Origin of the sequence: Sphingomonas corticis, from assembly GCF_012035195.1 — a bacterium.
GTDB lineage: Bacteria > Pseudomonadota > Alphaproteobacteria > Sphingomonadales > Sphingomonadaceae > Sphingomonas > Sphingomonas corticis.
The window spans coordinates 310,157-327,723 of sequence record NZ_JAAVJH010000005.1; the positions used below are offsets into that span (position 1 = coordinate 310,157).

15 protein-coding genes are annotated in these 17,567 nt (G+C 70.4%); 10 read left to right on the top strand and 5 right to left on the bottom strand.

Features of this window, described 5'->3' with window-relative positions; translation table 11 throughout:
* Positions 1-30 precede the first annotated feature (30 nt).
* The 9 genes from HBH26_RS10520 (at position 31) to HBH26_RS10560 (ending at position 9,942) form a co-directional block, all read left to right on the top strand.
* Positions 31-1,392 carry an acyl-CoA dehydrogenase family protein gene (locus HBH26_RS10520; protein ID WP_168134545.1) on the top strand — a complete coding sequence of 454 codons (1,362 nt, stop codon included), beginning with the start codon at positions 31-33 and terminating at the stop codon, positions 1,390-1,392.
* Between the two features lie 62 nt (positions 1,393-1,454).
* Positions 1,455-2,462, top strand: coding sequence for an NAD(P)H-dependent flavin oxidoreductase (locus HBH26_RS10525; protein WP_168134546.1), 1,008 nt, complete (start codon positions 1,455-1,457; stop codon positions 2,460-2,462).
* 150 nt (positions 2,463-2,612) lie between these two features.
* Complete coding sequence (locus HBH26_RS10530) at positions 2,613-3,167, top strand: pyridoxamine 5'-phosphate oxidase family protein (protein ID WP_168134547.1); 555 nt, start codon at positions 2,613-2,615, stop codon at positions 3,165-3,167.
* Entirely contained in the window at positions 3,164-3,364 is a 201-nt protein-coding gene (locus HBH26_RS10535; protein WP_168134548.1) for a putative signal transducing protein, read from the top strand. The genes HBH26_RS10530 and HBH26_RS10535 overlap by 4 nt, the downstream gene beginning before the upstream one ends.
* A gap of 132 nt (positions 3,365-3,496) precedes the next feature.
* Positions 3,497-3,835 carry a P-II family nitrogen regulator gene (locus HBH26_RS10540; protein WP_168134549.1) on the top strand — a complete coding sequence of 113 codons (339 nt, stop codon included), beginning with the start codon at positions 3,497-3,499 and terminating at the stop codon, positions 3,833-3,835.
* A gap of 11 nt (positions 3,836-3,846) precedes the next feature.
* A complete protein-coding gene (locus HBH26_RS10545; RefSeq protein ID WP_168134550.1) occupies positions 3,847-5,265 on the top strand; it encodes an ammonium transporter in 1,419 nt (472 codons plus the stop codon).
* A 163-nt stretch (positions 5,266-5,428) separates the two neighbouring features.
* A complete protein-coding gene (locus tag HBH26_RS10550) occupies positions 5,429-6,823 on the top strand; it encodes a M20/M25/M40 family metallo-hydrolase (protein WP_168134551.1) in 1,395 nt (464 codons plus the stop codon).
* Positions 6,810-7,526, top strand: a complete 717-nt coding sequence (gene ung, locus HBH26_RS10555; protein WP_239024703.1) for a uracil-DNA glycosylase — start codon at positions 6,810-6,812, stop codon at positions 7,524-7,526. Before HBH26_RS10550 ends, ung begins: the two co-directional genes overlap by 14 nt.
* Before the next feature lie 298 nt (positions 7,527-7,824).
* Positions 7,825-9,942, top strand: a complete 2,118-nt coding sequence (locus tag HBH26_RS10560; RefSeq protein WP_168134552.1) for a histidine kinase dimerization/phosphoacceptor domain -containing protein — start codon at positions 7,825-7,827, stop codon at positions 9,940-9,942.
* 9 nt (positions 9,943-9,951) lie between these two features.
* Here HBH26_RS10560 and HBH26_RS10565 read toward each other — a convergent pair whose 3' ends face one another.
* The 4 genes from HBH26_RS10565 to HBH26_RS10580 form a co-directional block, all read right to left on the bottom strand.
* Entirely contained in the window at positions 9,952-10,416 is a 465-nt protein-coding gene (locus HBH26_RS10565; RefSeq protein WP_338057323.1) for a heme oxygenase-like domain-containing protein, read from the bottom strand.
* Between the two features lie 64 nt (positions 10,417-10,480).
* The gene (locus HBH26_RS10570) at positions 10,481-11,713 is read right to left on the bottom strand and encodes an amidohydrolase (RefSeq protein ID WP_168134553.1); all 1,233 of its coding nucleotides are present in this window, start codon (positions 11,711-11,713) and stop codon (positions 10,481-10,483) included.
* 82 nt (positions 11,714-11,795) lie between these two features.
* Positions 11,796-12,383: a peptidylprolyl isomerase gene (locus HBH26_RS10575; RefSeq protein ID WP_168134554.1), complete on the bottom strand. Its 588-nt coding sequence runs from the start codon at positions 12,381-12,383 to the stop codon at positions 11,796-11,798.
* The gene (locus HBH26_RS10580; protein ID WP_239024704.1) at positions 12,383-12,919 is read right to left on the bottom strand and encodes a homogentisate 1,2-dioxygenase; all 537 of its coding nucleotides are present in this window, start codon (positions 12,917-12,919) and stop codon (positions 12,383-12,385) included. Before HBH26_RS10580 ends, HBH26_RS10575 begins: the two co-directional genes overlap by 1 nt.
* Positions 12,920-13,024: 105 nt before the next feature.
* Here HBH26_RS10580 and HBH26_RS10585 point away from each other — a divergent pair, with 105 nt between their 5' ends.
* Entirely contained in the window at positions 13,025-16,204 is a 3,180-nt protein-coding gene (locus HBH26_RS10585; RefSeq protein WP_168134555.1) for a bifunctional cytochrome P450/NADPH--P450 reductase, read from the top strand.
* A gap of 112 nt (positions 16,205-16,316) precedes the next feature.
* Here HBH26_RS10585 and HBH26_RS10590 read toward each other — a convergent pair whose 3' ends face one another.
* Positions 16,317-17,552 (bottom strand): cell wall hydrolase, encoded by a 1,236-nt coding sequence (locus HBH26_RS10590; protein ID WP_168134556.1) that lies wholly within the window; start codon positions 17,550-17,552, stop codon positions 16,317-16,319.
* Positions 17,553-17,567: the final 15 nt, after the last annotated feature.

The following is a 17,567-nucleotide window of genomic DNA, read 5'->3' on the forward strand; positions in this document are numbered from 1 at the left end:
AAAAGACTCGACTTAATTGGGAGAGGGCAGATGGACTTCGCCTTGCCGCAGGACCTGCTGGACTATCTGTCCGAGCTGGACCGCTTCATCGACGCGGAAATCCGGCCGCTGGAGCAGGCGGACGACAACGTCCGCTTTTTCGACCACCGCCGCGAATATGCGCGCACCGACTTCGAGAACGGCGGGCTTCCCCGCCACGAGTGGGAGGAGCTGATGCGCGAGGCGAAGCGGCGCGCCGACAAGGCGGGTCACCTGCGCTTCGCGATGGATCCCAAGTTCGGCGGGCGCGGCGGATCGAACCTGTGGATGTGCGTGATCCGCGAGTATCTCGCCGCCAAGGGCCTGGGCCTGCACAACGATCTGCAGACCGAGCATTCCATCGTGGCCAACAATCCCTTCGCCAAGATGTTCGACGATTTCGGCACGGAGGCGCAAAGGACCGAGTTCATCGCCGGCACGCTGGACGGCACCCGCCGCGTCACCTTCGGCCTGACCGAGCCGCGCCACGGGTCGGACGCGACGCACATGGAGACGCGCGGCGTGCCGGAGGAGCGCGACGGCGTTGCCGGCTATCGCCTGACCGGCGAGAAGATGTGGACGACGGGAATGCACGTCGCGACGCACTGCGCCCTGTTCGCGCGGACCAGCGGGGAGGACGGCGCGGCGAAGGGCATCACCTGCTTCCTCGTCCCCTGCGACGATCCCGGCGTGAAGGTGGAGGAATATCTCTGGACCTTCAACATGCCGAGCGACCACCCGCGCGTCAGCTTCACCGACGTGTGGGTGCCGGAAGCTGCGATCTTCGGCGAGAAGGAGAACGGCCTGCCTGTCGCGCAGGCCTTCGTGCACGAGAACCGGATCCGGCAGGCCGCGTCGAGCCTGGGCGCGGCGAGCTACTGCATCGAGGAATCGGTCCGCTATGCCCGCCAGCGACAGCCCTTCGGCGAGGACCTGGCGCGTAACCAGGCGATCCAGTTCCCGCTGGTGGAGTTGGCCACGCAGGCGGAAATGCTGCGGCTGCTGATCCGCAAGACCGCCTGGCAGATGGACCAGATGCCGCACCACCAGGTGGAAAAGGCGCTCTCCGACAAGGTGAGCATGTGCAATTACTGGGCAAACCGACTGTGTTGCGAGGCGGCGGACCGGGCAATGCAGGTGCACGGCGGCATCGGCTATTCGCGGCACAAGCCGTTCGAGCACATCTACCGCCACCATCGCCGCTATCGCATCACCGAGGGAGCGGAGGAAATACAGATGCGCAAGGTGGCCGCCTTCCTGTTCGGCTATCTGGGTCCGCGCCGGCAGGAGTTCGCCGCGCTCGACTGGAGCGACGTCGACTATCGCGAGCAGCCTCAGGTGCGCCCGCGCTCGGGCGGACAGGTGCTGCGCTAGGCGGTGCTTGCGCGCAGCGACGAGGCGGCATAACAAGAGTTACGGAATGAGGGAGAGGGCGAATGCTGAAGACGCGGTTCACCGAGGCGTTCGGCGTGGAGCATCCGATCGCGCAGGGCGGGATGCAGTGGGTCGGCAAGGCGCCGCTGGTCGCCGCGGTCGCCAACGCGGGCGCGCTCGGCTTCGTCACCGCGCTGACGCAGCCCACGCCCGAGGAACTGGCGCGCGAGATCCGGCGCACCCGCGACCTGACCGACAAGCCGTTCGGCGTGAACCTGACGATCCTGCCGACGATCAACCCGCCACCCTACGCCGAGTACCGTCGCGCCATCATCGAAGGGGGCGTGAAGATCGTCGAGACCGCGGGCTACAAGCCCAAGGAACACGTGGACGACTTCAAGGCGCACGGCGTGAAGGTGATCCATAAGTGCACCGCGGTCCGCCACGCGCTGTCCGCGGAGCGGATGGGCGTCGACGCGATCAGCATCGACGGCTTCGAGTGCGCCGGCCACCCGGGAGAGGACGATATCCCCGGCCTGATTCTGATCCCGGCCGCCGCCGACAAGGTGACGGTGCCGATGCTGGCATCGGGCGGGTTCGCCGACGGCCGCGGGCTGGTCGCCGCGCTGGCGCTGGGTGCGGACGGCATCAACATGGGTACGCGCTTCTGCGTGACGCAGGAGGCGCAGATCGCGGACAGCTTCAAGGAACGGATGGTCGCCAACGACGAGCGGCAGACCGACCTCATCTTCCGCACGCTGCACAACAGCGCGCGAGTGATGAAGAACCGGGTCAGCGAGGAGGTGGTCGCGATCGAGCGGGCCGGCGCCATGAAGGGCGGCGCGAAGTTCGAGGATGTGCAGCATCTCGTCGCCGGAAAGCGCGGCGTCGCGGCGATGGAGCGCGGCGACACCGACGACGGCATCTGGTCCGCCGGCATGGTGCAGGGTCTGATCCACGACGTGCCGACGGTAAAGGACCTGGTCGACCGGATCGTCGCGGAGGCGGAGGCGATCATCGACGAACGGCTCGGCGGCCTGCTCGCCCGCCACGCGCGACAGGCGGCCTAGGTTCGATACCCGTCCGCTTGCCGAACCGGGGGGACGGGCGCGGATCGCGGTCGCTGCCGGGGGTTGGCGAGGGCTTGCGCTTGCCCGAAGCCACGGGATCGTGTCTCATGCCCCGAACCCGCTCATGCGCGTCAACGCGAGGCATGTTCCATGGCCGAATTCTTTCCCGCGCTCACGCCCGAGCACCGCGCCTTCGTGGCGAGGCAGCCGGTGTTCTTCGTCGCCACCGCTGCGGAAGGAACGCGGATCAACCTCAGCCCGAAGGGCATGGACAGCTTCCGCATCCTCGACGATCGCACCGTCGCGTATCTCGATGTCGCCGGGTCGGGGAACGAGACCAATGCGCACCTCCTCGCCGACGGGCGCATCACGATCATGTTCTGCGCCTTCGACAATCCGGCGCTGATCTTCCGCATCTATGGCCGCGGACGGCCCGTGCTGCCGCAGGACGACGACTGGGGGGCGCTGGCCGGGCACTTCGCGCTCCTGCCGGGCACGCGGCAGATCTTCGTCGTCACGATCGACCAGGTGCAGACTTCGTGCGGCTGGGGTGTGCCGTTGATGGCGTTCGAGCGCGAGCGCGAGACGCTGAGCAAGTATCACGAGAAGCATGGCGATCCCGTGCGTTTCGCCAAATACGCGGTGCGCACGACCAGCATCGACGGGCTGCCGGTGCGCAACCCGACCGTGCCGGTCGCCCGATGAGCCTCGTCGAGCTCGGCCGCTACGACCGCAATCTCGCCAATATCCTCGTCGGCCGGCTGGAGAGCGAGGGGATCGACGCGGTCGCGTTCGACGGCAGTGCCAGCATCGCCGACGGATCGTGGCTGCTGATCCCCGTGCGCGTGATGGTGGACGAGGACGACGAGGCAGCCGCTCGAGCGATCCTCGACGCTGCCTGATTTTCGGGCACGCCGCCGTCGTCCTGCCCAACAATTAACGCAAGTGTAACGAACGCGCAGCCTCCCCGCCTCTGCGCAGCATTTGGCACGCCTGTTGCGAAGACGCTCACGGGACAAGCGAAAGGGGGCGCAATGAAGCTCGTCATTGCCATCATCAAACCGTTCAAGCTGGACGAGGTGCGCGAGGCGCTCACCACGGTCGGTATCGCCGGAATGACCGTGTCCGAAGTGAAGGGCTTCGGCCGGCAGAAGGGCCAGACCGAGATCTATCGCGGCGCCGAGTACAGCACGAACATGGTGCCGAAGATCAAGATCGAGATCGTCTGCCCCAGCGACGTGGCCGACCGTGTGGTCGAGGCGATCCAGTCCTCGGCCAACACCGGCGCGATCGGCGACGGCAAGATCTTCGTCCTCGACGTCGGCCAGGCGGTGCGCATCCGCACGGGCGAAACCGACGACACGGCGCTTTGAAGGGGGTGGTGATGAAGCAGATGACGAACATCGCCGGCGCGATCGGCGCCGGCATCGCGGCGACGGTGGCCCTGCCGGCGCTGGCGCAGACGGGTGGTCCCGTGCGCGCACCGGCCGCGGAGGCGATGGGCGCGATGGTGAACAAGGGCGACACGACCTGGATGCTCATCAGCGCCGCACTGGTGCTGATGATGTCGGTGCCGGGGCTCGCGCTATTCTACGGCGGTCTCGTCCGCACCAAGAACATGCTGTCGGTGCTGATGCAGGTGCTGACGATCGTCTGCGTCGCCAGCCTCGTCTGGGTCAGCTGGGGCTATTCCATGGCCTTCACCAGCGGCAACAGCTTCGTCGGCGGGCTCAGCAAGATGTTTCTGGCCGGCGTCAGCGCATCGACCTACGCCGCGACCTTCTCGAACAACGTCTACATTCCTGAATACGCCTTCGTCGCCTTTCAGATGACCTTCGCCTGCATCACGCCCGCGCTGATCGTCGGCGCGTTCGCGGAGCGGGTGAAGTTCACCCCGCTCATCATCTTCACCGTCCTGTGGCTGACCATCGTCTATTTTCCGATGGCGCACATGGTCTGGTATTGGGCGGGTCCGGACTTCCTCGCCGATGCGCCCACCGACACGGGGCTGCTGTACGGCTGGGGCGCGCTCGACTTCGCGGGCGGCACCGTGGTCCACATCAATGCCGGCATCGCCGGGCTGGTGGGCTGCCTCGTGATCGGCAAGCGCACCGGCTACAAGCAGGAGCCGATGCCGCCGCACTCGCTGACGATGACGATGATCGGCGCCTCGCTGCTGTGGATCGGCTGGTTCGGCTTCAATGCCGGCTCCAACCTGGAGGCGAACGGCGTCGCCGCGCTCGCCTTCATCAACACCTTCGTCGCCACCGCGGCGGCGGCGGTCGCCTGGGCCGTGATTGAGCAAGTGGTGCACAAGAAGCCGTCGCTGCTGGGCGGGGTCTCCGGCGCGGTCGCCGGACTCGTTGCGATCACGCCGGCGGCCGGGTTCGCCGCGCCGATGACGTCGATCCTGCTCGGCTTCGCCGCCTCCGCCGTCTGCTTCTTCTTCGTGACGGCGGTGAAGAACAAGCTGGGCTACGACGACACGCTGGACGTCTTCGGCATCCACTGCGTCGGCGGCATCATCGGCGCGATCGGGACCGGTATCGTCGCCGATCCGGCGCTCGGCGGCCAGGGATGGTTCGACTACACGCAATTCCCCTCCGTCACCGGCACCTACGACATGGCCGGCCAGGTGTGGACGCAGATCAAGGCCGTCGTGCTGACGCTGGTGCTGTCGGGCGGCGTCTCCGCGCTGCTGTTCCTCGGCCTGAAGGCCACGGTCGGCCTGCGCCCGTCGAAGGAAGTCGAGGCCGAGGGCCTGGACATCAACGAGCACGGCGAACGCGCCTACAATTACTGACCCGTTCGGCGGCGGGCACCCGGCCCGCCGCCCACCGACGTTCCTCCTGCGGACGACACTTGACGCCCGGTGCGGCAACGCACCGGGCTCTTTTTCGTCCGCCGCTTGCCGTAGCGCCGTCGCTGTGGAACATCCGCGGCGACGCGGAAAAAAGGGGATCGCGATGAAGAGGATGATCGCGCTGGCCGCGCTCCTGGCGGCGGGAACGGCACAGGCGCAGCAGCGGCCAGACCAGACTGCCTTCCGCGCGCTCTACAAGGAGCTGGTCGAGACCAACACCGCGCTGTCGAACGGCAGCTGCACCGACGCCGCGGCGAAGATGGCCGTGCGGCTGAAGGCGGCGGGGTTCAGGGACGAGGAGCTCACCGCCTTCGCCGATCCCGCGCATCCCAAGGACGGCGGCCTGGTGGCGGTGCTGCCCGGTACCGATTCCAAGGCGAAGGCGATCCTGCTGCTGGCGCACATCGACGTGGTCGAGGCCAAGCGCGAGGACTGGACCCGCGATCCGTTCACGCTGATCGAGGAGGGGGGATATTTCTACGGGCGCGGCACCTACGACGACAAGGCGCAGGCGGCGATCTTCACCGACATGCTGGCCCGTTTCCGCAAGGACGGCACGAAGCTGAAGCGGACGGTGAAGCTGGCGCTGACCTGTGGCGAGGAGACCACCTACGCCTTCAACGGCGCGGAGTGGCTGGCGAAGAACCGACCCGAGCTGATCGCCGCCGAGTTCGCGCTGAACGAGGGTGGCGGCGGGCGGCTGAACGCGGAGGGCAAGCCCGAACTGGTCGCGATCCAGGCGGGCGAGAAGGCGGTGCAGAACTTCCGCATCGAGGCGACGAACCCCGGCGGCCATTCCTCGCGCCCGCGGCCGGACAATGCGATCTACGAGCTGGCCGACGCGCTGGAGAAGGTGCGCGCCTATCGCTTTCCGGTCCGCCTGAACGACGCGACGCGCGCGTTCCTGACCAATGCGGCCAGGCAGCGCGGCGGAGAGGCCGGGGCGGCGATGACGCGGCTGCTGGCGAACCCGCAGGACGCGGCGGCGGATGCGTTGCTGTCGCGTGATCCCGACCTGTTCACCATGCTGCGCACCACCTGCGTCGCGACGCTGCTGGACGGCGGGCACGCCAACAACGCGCTGCCCCAGCGCGCCGGCGCCAACATCAACTGCCGCGTGATCCCGGGCGAGAGCTACGACAGCACCGAGCAGGCGCTGGCGCAGGCGATCGGCGATCCGAAGATCAAGCTGACCCGCGTGCCGCCCGACCGACCCGTCGCTCCGCCGGTCACGCTGACGCAGGCGGTGGTCGGCCCGGCGCAGACCCTGGCGCGCAAGTATTTCCCGGGCGTTCCCTTCACGCCGACGATGCTGCCCGGCGGCACCGACGCGGTCCACGTCGCGCCCGCGGGCATTCCGGTCTATGGCGTGCCGGGGCTGATGATCGATCCCGACGGCAACGGCATCCACGGCCTGAACGAGCGCATCCGCGTCGACGTCCTGTACAAGGGGCGCGACTACCTGACCGACCTGGTGAAGGCCTATGCCGCCCGCTGAGGCGGCGATGGACGACGCGTGGGGCCGGATCGACCCGTCGTGGCACGACGCGCTCGACGAGGTGTACCACGGCGCGGCGGTCACCGCCGCCCGGCATCACGCCGCGGCGGCGGAGGCGGCGGGTCGCGCGATCTATCCACCCGCGGCGGAGCGGTTCCGCGCGCTGGCGCTGACCCCGCTGCCCGATGTGCGTGTGGTGATCCTGGGGCAGGACCCGTACCATGGCGCGGGACAGGCGCACGGGCTCAGCTTCTCCGTCCAGCCGGGGGTGAAGGTGCCGCCCAGCCTGCGCAACATCCACCGCGAATTGGCCGCGGACCTGGGCCACGCCCCGCCGGCGCACGGGCATCTCGACCATTGGGCGCGTCAGGGCGTGCTGCTGCTGAACGACGTGTTGACGGTGGAGGCGGGCCGCCCCGCCTCGCACCGCGGACGCGGGTGGGAGGCGTTGACCGATGCCGCCATCCGTGCGGTGGCGGCGCGGGCGGCGCCGAGCGTGTTCCTGCTGTGGGGGGCGCCGGCGCAGAAGAAGGCGGCGTTCGTGCCGGGCGTGGCGGCGGGCGGGCGGCACCTGGTGCTCGCCGCCCCGCATCCCTCTCCCCTCGCAGCCTATCGGGGCTGGTTCGGCAGCCGGCCGTTCTCGCAGGCGAACGCCTTTCTCGCCGCGCACGGCCGGGGCACGATCGATTGGGCGCTGGCATAGGCGCGGCACTCCCTTGCGACCGCACGAGCAAGCTCCACGGCGGATCGGCGGCGCGGGTTCGCCTCGTCTCCTGCTGATCTTGCGGCGACCTCGTCGAACACCTTTGGTGCAGGCTCGGCGAACGGCGCCGCGCTACCCATACGACAAGCTCGTCGCCGGCTTCCTTTCCCGTGCACGTATCGCCGCATCGCTCCGCTACCGGGTGCAGTGGAGCCCGGTGCCCGGTCCACAAAATATAACATGGATGAAGCGCCCGAGGTGATTGTGATGGGCCATCGATACTGCCATAGCCTCGTCGATGGCCACGCATCCCGACGTCGATCCGACGCTCGATCTTACCGCCTGCGATCGCGAGCCGATCCACATCCCCGGCGCGATCCAGCCGCATGGCCTGCTGCTGGTCGCGGACGCGGCGTCGCTGACGGTGGTGGCGGGCGCCGGTGAGCTGGAGGCGCGGTTGGGGGACGACTGGCTCGGCCGGTCGCTGGCCGACCTGCTGGGACAGGACGTGGGCGCGCTGCTCGACGCCATGCCGGTGGGGCCGGGCGGCACCGTCGTGGGTGCGCCGGTGGCGGGGTACGAGGTGGCGATCCACCGGTCGGGCCAGCACGTCCTGGCCGAACTGGAGCCGGCGGACGACGGCACCCGCCATGCCGGGCGGACGCTCGCCTGGCTCGACGCGGTGGGGGCCGGTTTCGACCGGTCCGGCACGCTGGCCGCGCTGTGCGAGCGCGCGGCGGTGGCGTTCCGCGAGCTGACCGGCTTCGACCGGGTGATGATCTACCGCTTTCGCGACGACGATGCCGGCTGCGTGGTGGCGGAGGATCGCGATCCGGCACTCGGCAGCTTCCTGCACCATCACTTCCCCGCATCGGACATCCCGCGGCAGGCGCGCGCGCTCTATGTCCGCAATCGCACCCGCGTGATCCCGGACGCGAGCTATACGCCCGCGGTCCTTCGGCCCGCCGGGTTCGAGCTGACCGACCTGTCCGACGTCGCGATCCGCAGCGTCTCGCCGATCCACCTCCAATACCTCGCCAACATGGGCGTGGCGGCGTCCGCGTCCATCTCGATCGTGACCGAGGGGGTGCTGTGGGGCCTGATCGCCTGCCATAACCATAGCCCGCGTGCGATCCCGCGCGAGGCGCGCAGCATCGCCGCGGCCCTGGCGGGGGACCTGGCGCGGCAGATCCGCGCCAAGGAGGAGGCGGCGACCTATCGCGAACGGCTGTCGCTGCGCGCGGAGGAGGATGCGCTGCGCCCGCTGCTGCTTGCCGCTCCGGGGATCGAGCAGGTGGTGGACACTCGCGGCGAGGAATTGCGCCGCATGTTCGACGCGGACGGCTTTGCTCTGATCCGCGGCGGGGAGGCAACCGCCATCGGCCACGTTCCGCCCGCGGCGGCGATGGTGGCCTTCGCGCGCTGGATCGAGCGCCGCGACGAAAGCACGGTGCTCGCCAGCCGCGAGCTGAGGCGCGACTGGCCCGACGCGGCGGCATTCGGCACGGTGGCAGGCGTGCTCGCCTTCCGCGTGGGCGACGCGACGCTGCTGTGGCTGCGTGCCGAGCAGGTCGAGGAAGTGGAATGGGCCGGCAACCCGCACAAGGCGGTGCCGCACGATCCCGCCGAGCAGCTGCGACCGCGCGCCTCCTTCGAGAGCTGGCGGGAGCTCGTGCGTGGCCGCTCGCGCCGCTGGACGCTGGAGCAGGTGGAGGCGGCGCATCGCCTGCGCCGCCTGCTGCGCGAGACGCGCGACGCCGGCGAACTGCGGCGACTGAACGCCGAACTCTCCGCCACCGTGGCGGAGAAGGACGCGGCGCTGGCGCAGAAGGACCTGCTGATGCGCGAGGTGGATCACCGCGTGCAGAACAGCCTCCAGCTCGTCTCCTCCTTCTTGTCGATCCAGGCGCGCGACGCGGGACCGGGCACCGTCGCCGATCAGCTGACCGAGGCGCGGTCGCGGCTGTCCGCGGTGGCGCTGGTGCATCGCCGGCTGTATCGCGACGACCAGATCGAGACGATCGACCTCAGCCGCTACCTGGCCGAACTGCTGGACGACCTGAAGACGTCGCTCGGCGACGGTTGGGCGCGGGCGATGACGACGGATCTCGCGCCCGTGCTGATCCCCACCGACCGGGCCGTGAACATCGGGCTGATCGCGGCGGAACTGGTCATCAACGCCACCAAATACGCCTATCCCGGCTCTACCGGGCCGATCGCCGTGTCGCTGGACCAGCATCTGAACCGCCTGCGCCTCGTCGTCGCCGACCAGGGCGTCGGCAAGGCGACGACCACGGAGGGCTTCGGCAGCCGCATGATGCGCGCGGTGGTCCAGCGGATCGACGGTACGGTCGACTATCGCGACAACGAACCCGGCCTGCGCGCGGTGCTGACCGCGCCGATCGAGGAAGGCTGAAGCGCCGCCTCAGCCGCTCCGGCTGGCGGCGGCGTAGAGCGCGAAGGTCTGCAGCGCTCCGGCGACCATCCGGTCCTCGAAGTCCGCGTCCTGCCCGACGCCGGCGCGGTCGATCGCGGCGCGGATCGCGCGCCACTGACCGGGGGGATGCACCGCGCCGAGATAGGCGGCCGGCAGCGCCGCCGGAACCGCGCGCGCCAGCATGGCGCCGCCCAGCCGCGACCCTTCCACGACGTAGAGCGTGCCCCATGCCGCCGCGTCATCGCCCGCGGGGAGCGGCAACCGCCGCGGCATCACCCCGCCCAGCGCCGCGAGGTCCGCCGCCAGCAACGGCGTGCGGGGCGGCAGCATGCCCGCGAAGGAAAGCCGCCGCATCCGCTCCTCCGCTCCCGGCAGCGCGCGCGCGTGGGCGGTCAGGAACGCGCGATAGGCGAACACGTCGCGAAGATCGAAGCCGCCGAATGCGGCGTCCACCGCGTCGTGCGCGTCGCGCGTCGCCGCCCGCAGCCGCGCGGTCGCCGACGTTCCGGTCGCGGTGTCAGTCGAGGCCGTTCTCCAAAAACCGTTCCGCCACAGCGCAGTGCATCGCGACGCCGGTGGCCATCACCTCCTCGTCGATCATCATCCGCGTATTGTGGAGCGGCGGGTTGGTGCGCGGGTCGCTGCCAGGGGGCGCGACGCCGATGAAGGCCATGGCGCCCGGCACCTCGCGCAGCACGTAGCTGAAATCCTCTCCGCCCATCATCGGCGAGGGCATGACGGACCAGCCCCGCTCGCCCGACAGCTCGCCCGCGATGCCGCGCATCAGCGCGGTGGCGCGCGGATCATTCATCGTGACCGGATAGCCTTCCTCCAGCCCGCATTCCGCGGTGCAGCCGTGCGCGGCGGCGATGCCCTCCGCGATGCGGACGAAGGCGGCGCGCATCTCGCCCCGCGTCGTCTCCGACAGCGTGCGCAGCGTGCCCATGATCTGCACCGTGTCGGGGATGATGTTGTGCGAGGAGCCGGCGTGGATCTGCGTGATCGTCAGCACCGCCGGGTCGGCAACCGGCACGCGCCGCGCGACGTGCTGCTGCAGCGCGGTGACGATGGAGCACGCCACCGGGACCGGATCGACCGCGTCGTGCGGCATCGCGGCGTGGCCGCCCTTGCCGCGGATGGTCGCCAGCACCGTGTCCGTGGAGGCGAGCAGCGCGCCCTCGCGGCTGACGAAGACGCCCGCCGGGGCGTTGGGCGAGATGTGCAGCGCGAACGCCGCCTCGGGCCGCGCGATGTCGAGCAGGCCGTCGGCGATCATGTGGCGCGCGCCGTGGTGGCCTTCCTCGCCCGGCTGGAACATGAAGACGATCGTGCCCGACAGCTCCTCGCGCCGCGCGCACAGTGCCTTGGCGGCGCCGAACAGCATGGCCGTATGCGCGTCGTGGCCGCAGGCATGCATCGCACCGGGGATGGTGGAGGCGAAGGGCAGGCCGGTCTCCTCCGTCATCGGCAGCGCATCCATGTCGCCGCGCAGCAGCACCGTGCGCCCGTTCGATCCCGCGCCGCCGCTGCGCCCGCCGCGCAGGATCGCGACGAAGCCGGTGGTGGAGGTCGAATCGTGGATCTCCAGCGGCAATCCGGCCAGCGCCGCCTTCGCCTTCTGCGTGGTGCGGGGGCAGTGCAGCCCCACTTCCGGCTCGGCATGGATCGCGCGGCGCAGCGCGACGACGTCCGCCAGCTGCTCGGCACCGATAGCGGTCCAGTCGGTGCGGCCGGAGAGGGGGGTGGTCACGGACTTCTCCTTCCGGCCGGAGTGTAGGCGCTCGCCGCTCGAGCCGCCAGAGCCTCAGACGGCCGGACGCGCGGTTCGCAAATCACGGCACCCGCCGTGCCGTCGCGACCTTCACGACGGGGGCGAGCATCTGACCCTTCATCACGCCTTCGCCCAGCGTCGGCGACGTCGGGCTGGCCATGATGCGCCGGATCACATCCATGCCCTCCAGGACGCGACCGAAGACGGCGAAGCCCGGGTCGGCAGCGCTCGCATCCATCGTCTTGATGTCGCCGACCACGACGAAGAAGTCCCCCGCCGCCGTGCCGGGCTTCGCCATCGCCATGGAGATCGCGCCGTCGACGTGGCTGAGGCCGGTCTTCGCCGTCGGCTCGTGCGCGATCGGCGGCAGCGTGCGCCTGGGATCGTTGCGGGTGCCGAATTGTACCAGGCCGTAGCCGGGAGCCAGGTTCATCGCCCGGTAGAAAGCGACGCCGTCCAGCTTCTTCTGGTCGACGTAGCGCAGGAAATTGGCCGCGGTGACGGGCGCGCGCTCGATCTCTACCGCGATGGTGATCGGTCCCGCCTCGGTGGCGAGCGTCACCTTCTGCACCGCCGCGGTCGGCGAAGGCGAGGGAACCGGGGCGGGAGGGGCGACCTGGGCGGCCGCGAGCGCCAGCGCCAGCAGCATCACGCCTCCGACCGCGCGATCAGCACCGGCAGCGCGGCGGCGGCGCTGCCCGACAGTTGCAGGACGTAGCGGCCGGGCGTCAGGCGGAAGTCGACGATCTTGCGGATGCCGGTGCAGGCAGGACCGTGGCCGTGCGCGCTCGACGGCAGCGACCGGCCGGCACGCACCACGTCGATCCAGGCAGCATTGCCCAGCGCGACGCGATAGGTGCCGGCGCGGGCGACCTGGAACATGGCCAGCCCGGCGCTGCTGTCCGCCGCCGCCTCCCGGCCCCAGGCGGCGACCGGCTGCACCTGCGCCAGCGGATGCAGCGACAGGTCGACGCCGCGCCCGACCGCCAGTACCGGCGCGTTACGCGGCGCGCGCCCGGCGGCCAGCGGCGCGCGCGTGCTCCACCCGCCGAAGCCGGCGGGAAAGGCGGGACGCACGGTCGCGCACTTCGGATCGGTCGCGGCATCCTGCACCGGTGCGGGCGACGCCATCGTTGGGGCGGCGATCGACAGGACGACAAGCGGGAAGAGGCGACGAAGCATCATCCCGGCTGTTTACGCCGCCAGGGCGCGCGCCGCCAGCCTTCCGTCGCGGCAACTTGCGTCCGCGGCGGCCGTGTGTTGCAACGACGCGCGAAGAGGAGAGGCCCCATGGCGACCCGCTACACCGTTCCCGCCCCGCCGGGCCTGCCCGTCGTCGGGCACCTGCACCAGATCGCGCGATCGGGCCTGGTCGGCCACCTGCTGAACGTCAGCCGCGATATGCCGGAAGGCATCTTCAAGCTGCGCTTCGGCAGTCGCGTGTCGCTGTTCGTCACCGATCCCGACCTCGTCGCCGAGCTGAGCGACGAGACCCGCTTTCGCAAGATGCCGGGGCCGGGGCTGCGCGTGGTGCGCAAGTTCGCCGGCGACGGGCTGTTCACCGCGTTCAGCGAGGAGCCGAACTGGGGCAAGGCGCACCGCATCCTGCTGCCCGCCTTCTCCAACCGGGCGATGCGCGGATATTTCGACATGATCGTCGAGGTGTGCGACCAATTGGTCGCCAAGTGGGAGCGCGCCGCGGGCACCGACGTCCACGTCGCCGACGACATGACGCGGCTGACGCTGGATTCGATCGCGATCGCCGGCTTTGGCCACCGCTTCAACTCATTCGAGCGCGAGGAGCTGGACAGCTTCCTGCTGGCGCTCGGGCGTGCGCTGTCGGAGGCGCTGAGCACGATCACGCGGCTGCCGATACAGCAGCGGTTCGCGCGCAAGGCGGTGGCGCAGTACGAGGCGGACATCGCGGAGATGAACGCGCTGGTCGACGGCATCATCGCGGAGCGGCGCGCCGCGCCCGGCGAGGGCCGCGACCTCCTGAACCTCATGCTCACCGCGGTCGATCCGGAGACGGGCGAGGGGCTGGACGACCTCAACATCCGCTACCAGGTGCTCACCTTCCTGATCGCCGGGCACGAGACGACGTCGGGCATGCTGACGTTCGCCTTCGCCTATCTGCTGCGCAATCCCGCCGTGCTGGCGCAGGCCTATGCCGAGGTCGATCGCGTGCTGCCCGGCGACACGCGGCCCGACTATGCGCAGGTCGCGAAGCTGGAGGTGATCGAGCGCATCCTGAAGGAGGCGCTGCGGCTGTGGCCGACCGCGCCGTCGTTCAGCGTCGCGCCGTTCGAGGACCAGGTGATCGGCGGCCGGTACGTGATGCGCAGGGACCGGCCGATCAACGTCTTCACGCCGGGCGTCCACCGCTTCCCCTCGGTGTGGAGCGACCCGGACGAATTCGACATCGACCGCTGGCTGCCGCACGCGGAGGCGGAGCGGCATCCGCATGCCTACAAGCCGTTCGGCAATGGCGAGCGCGCCTGCATCGGCCGCCAGTTCGCGATGGTGGAGGCGAAGATCGCGATGGCGATGCTGCTGCGCCGTTTCGCGATCAGCGACCCGCACAGCTACAAGCTGCGCATCAAGGAGACGCTGTCGATCAAGCCCGACGATTTCTCCATGCGCATCCGCCTGCGCCAGCCGCACGAGCGGCTGTCGGTCAGGCAGGAGGACCATGCGACCGAGCAGGCAGTGGTGGCCGCCGTCGCCGGGTCGGGCCAGCAGTTCGCTGTCCTCTACGGCTCGTCGCTGGGCACGGCGCGCGACATCGCCGAGGAGATCGCCGACCGGGCGCGCGCGGACGGCTTCGACGTGGTGGTCCGGTCGATGGACGAGAGCTTCAAGGGCGGGGCGGCCCCGCAGGACAAGGTGATCGTCCTCGTCACCGCCACGTACAACGGTCGCGCGCCCGACAGCGCCACCGCAGTGGAACGCGCGCTGGACGCCGGTGCCTTCGACGACGCGGACTGGTCGGGCGCGCGGGTCGCCGTACTCGGCATCGGCAATTCGCAATGGCCCAATTACCAGAGCTTCCCCAAGCGCGTCGCCGCCGCGGTGGAGCGGGCAGGCGCCACCCTGCTGGTGCCGCGGGCCGAGGCGGACGGGCAGGGCGATTTCGACGGCGCCGTGGCCGCGTTCGTGCGGGCGCTGTGGACGGCGCTCGGCGCGGCGGCGGAACCGGCCGCCAAGGCCGCACTGACGCTGACGCCGATCGACGCCGCGGCGACCCGCGCGCTGGCATTGCCGGAGCATGCGCAGCGGCTGGAGATCGTCGCCAACGACGAGCTCGTCCGGCCTGCCGACGGCCTGTGGAACTTCGAGAAGGAGCCGCCGCGCCCGTCGACCCGGCTGATCCGCGTGCGGTTGCCCGAGGGGCAGGCGTATCACACCGGCGATCACGTCGCCGTGTACGCGCGCAATCGGCCCGATCTGGTCGATCGCGCGGTCGAGCGGCTGGGAGTGGATGCCGCGGCGCAGGTCCGCGTCGAGGCGCAGGGTGGCCGCTTCCGCCACCTGCCGGTGGGGCAGACGGTGACGGTGCGGCAGTTGCTGACCGACTTCGTCGAGCTGTCCGACGCCGCACCGCGCCGCGCGGTGGCGCACCTCGCCGCGCATACCCGCTGCCCGCACACCCGCGAAGGGCTGGCGGTGATCGAGGCGGATTACGACGCACGGGTGGCGGCGAAGCGGACCAGCCTGCTCGACCTGCTCGACGCGCATCCGGCGGCGGAGCTGTCGCTCGACGCCTTCGTCGACCTGTCGCCCGCGATCGCACCGCGCTTCTACTCGATCGCCTCCTCGCCGCTGGTGTCGGCGGACGTCGCCGACCTGATCGTCGGCACGATGGCGGCGCCCGCCTGGTCGGGCCTGGGCGAGCATCGCGGCTTCGCGTCGGGATACATGCAGGGCGTGGCTTCGGGGGATCACGTATTCGGCTATGTCCGCCGGCCCAACCCGCCCTTCGCGCCGCCCGCCGACGCGTCGGTGCCGATGATCCTGATCGGCCCCGGAACCGGCTTCGCCCCGCTGCGCGGCTTCCTCCAGGAGCGCAGCGCGCAGGCGGCGGCGGGGCAGGAGGTGGCGCGCAACCTCCTGTTCTTCGGCTGCCGCCATCCCGACCACGATTGGTTCTGCCGCGAGGAGATGGAGCGGTGGCAGGCGGACGGGATCGTCGACCTGCACCTGGCCTTCTCCGCGGTCGAGACCCACCCGTGGCGCTTCGTGCAGGACGCGCTGTTCGCGCAGCAGGAAGCGGTATGGCGCGCGCTGCAGGCGGGCGCGTCGATCTATCTGTGCGGCGACGGCAAGTTCATGGCGCCGGCGGTGCGCGACACGCTGATCCGCACACAGATGCAGCAGGTCGGCGACGAGCACGCCCAGGGATCGGCGTGGCTGGAGCGCATGATCGCCGACGGACGCTTCCACCAGGACGTCTTCGGCTTCGGCAAGTAAGCCGCATTCTCGTCATGCCGGGCTCGTCCCGGTATCCATTCTCCCGCGAGAACGCCGGAGGGCGAGAAAGCGGCCCAGCGGACTTCCGGACAAGCCTGGGGGTGACGGAACTTCAGTTCGTCTTCACCAGCGCCGGCGGCGCCACGGCAGGCGCGTCGGGCTTGCGACGCACGCCGTCCAGCGTCTCGGGACCGCGCGGGGTGGCGACCGGGGAAGGAGTGGCGGCGGGCACCGGCGTCGTCGTGGGCACCGCCTGCCGCTTCATGCACTGCCTGGCATCCGGTCGCGGATATTGCTGGCAGTTCCACAGCGCGCGCTCGAACCCCATTGCCTTGTCGCGCAGGTAGCTGAACGACATCGCCGCCATCTGCGGCGGCGTCACCGCCAGCCCCGCGGGCAGCTGGCGCCTGTCGGTCCAGCCCAGGAACTTGCATCGCTCGCGTGGGCCGCAGGCGGTGTCGGCGAGGCTGCGGAACGTCTCCGGCGCGATGCCCGTCAGCGCGACGTGATAGGTGTCGGGCGCTTCGGCCAGCGGCTCCGGCACGGTGCCGACATAGGGGATCGCGGCAGCGACCGCGGTCTCCGCCTCTTCCAGCGCGCCGGCGAGCCGGTGGACCGGCGACACCGCGGCCAGCTGCGGGATCACCGGCTCCGCCGCGGACACGGTGCGGCGGAAGGCGGGGGGTGTGCCCCACCACCCGGTCCAACGGAAGAACAGGTGGGTGTGCACCTCGGCGATCTTGTCCAGGCTGGCGCTCCAATAGGGCACCACCCAGTCGGTGTGATAGTGCGTGGCGTAGCCGACCTTGCGGAACACCGCGCCGGACAGCGCCGCCGCCGCGACCTTGCGCGCGCGGTCCCACGCCGGCTCGGACGGCGTGCGCGCCAGCGCGCCGTCGCAGGTGAAGGTGAACTGGCAGCCGGTGCTGCGCTCCTGCCCCTGGAACACGACGCCGCACACCGTCTTCGGAAAGGCGGGATGGCGCAGCCGGTTGAGCACGACCTGCACCACCGCCTTCTGTCCGGTGGCGTCGTCCCCCGCCTCGTACCAGGCGGCGGCAGCGAGGCAGTCGGTGGCGCGGTCGCGCGCGGCGGGATCGCCTGAGAAACGGAACGGGCGCGCCGCGGGATTGGGTCCCCGCACGAACGGCACGGTCGCGTTGTAGGCACGCGCGTCCTGCGGCGTCAGGTCCTGCAGCTCGACGGGCTCCACCTGCGGCAGCTCGGTCGGCGCGACCACGCGCTCGGGCCGCCGCACCTCGGCGAAGGCGGGCGGGGCGGGCACGGGGGCATGACGCACGACGATCGCGGGCGCGACCACCGCCAGCGCCGCGATGCCGGCCAGCATCGCGCGCAGGCGGAA

What these genes read in the sequence shown, in the direction of transcription:
- HBH26_RS10540 (WP_168134549.1), top strand. Translation starts at nt 3,497, where the DNA reads ATGAAGCTCGTCATTGCCATCATCAAACCGTTCAAGCTGGACGAGGTG.
- HBH26_RS10585 (WP_168134555.1), top strand. Translation starts at nt 13,025, where the DNA reads ATGGCGACCCGCTACACCGTTCCCGCCCCGCCGGGCCTGCCCGTCGTC.
- HBH26_RS10530 (WP_168134547.1), top strand. Translation starts at nt 2,613, where the DNA reads ATGGCCGAATTCTTTCCCGCGCTCACGCCCGAGCACCGCGCCTTCGTG.
- ung (WP_239024703.1), top strand. Translation starts at nt 6,810, where the DNA reads ATGCCGCCCGCTGAGGCGGCGATGGACGACGCGTGGGGCCGGATCGAC.
- HBH26_RS10520 (WP_168134545.1), top strand. Translation starts at nt 31, where the DNA reads ATGGACTTCGCCTTGCCGCAGGACCTGCTGGACTATCTGTCCGAGCTG.
- HBH26_RS10580 (WP_239024704.1), bottom strand. Translation starts at nt 12,919, where the DNA reads ATGATGCTTCGTCGCCTCTTCCCGCTTGTCGTCCTGTCGATCGCCGCC.
- HBH26_RS10525 (WP_168134546.1), top strand. Translation starts at nt 1,455, where the DNA reads ATGCTGAAGACGCGGTTCACCGAGGCGTTCGGCGTGGAGCATCCGATC.
- HBH26_RS10550 (WP_168134551.1), top strand. Translation starts at nt 5,429, where the DNA reads ATGAAGAGGATGATCGCGCTGGCCGCGCTCCTGGCGGCGGGAACGGCA.
- HBH26_RS10560 (WP_168134552.1), top strand. Translation starts at nt 7,825, where the DNA reads ATGGCCACGCATCCCGACGTCGATCCGACGCTCGATCTTACCGCCTGC.
- HBH26_RS10545 (WP_168134550.1), top strand. Translation starts at nt 3,847, where the DNA reads ATGAAGCAGATGACGAACATCGCCGGCGCGATCGGCGCCGGCATCGCG.
- HBH26_RS10535 (WP_168134548.1), top strand. Translation starts at nt 3,164, where the DNA reads ATGAGCCTCGTCGAGCTCGGCCGCTACGACCGCAATCTCGCCAATATC.
- HBH26_RS10575 (WP_168134554.1), bottom strand. Translation starts at nt 12,383, where the DNA reads ATGCTGCTGGCGCTGGCGCTCGCGGCCGCCCAGGTCGCCCCTCCCGCC.
- HBH26_RS10590 (WP_168134556.1), bottom strand. Translation starts at nt 17,552, where the DNA reads ATGCTGGCCGGCATCGCGGCGCTGGCGGTGGTCGCGCCCGCGATCGTC.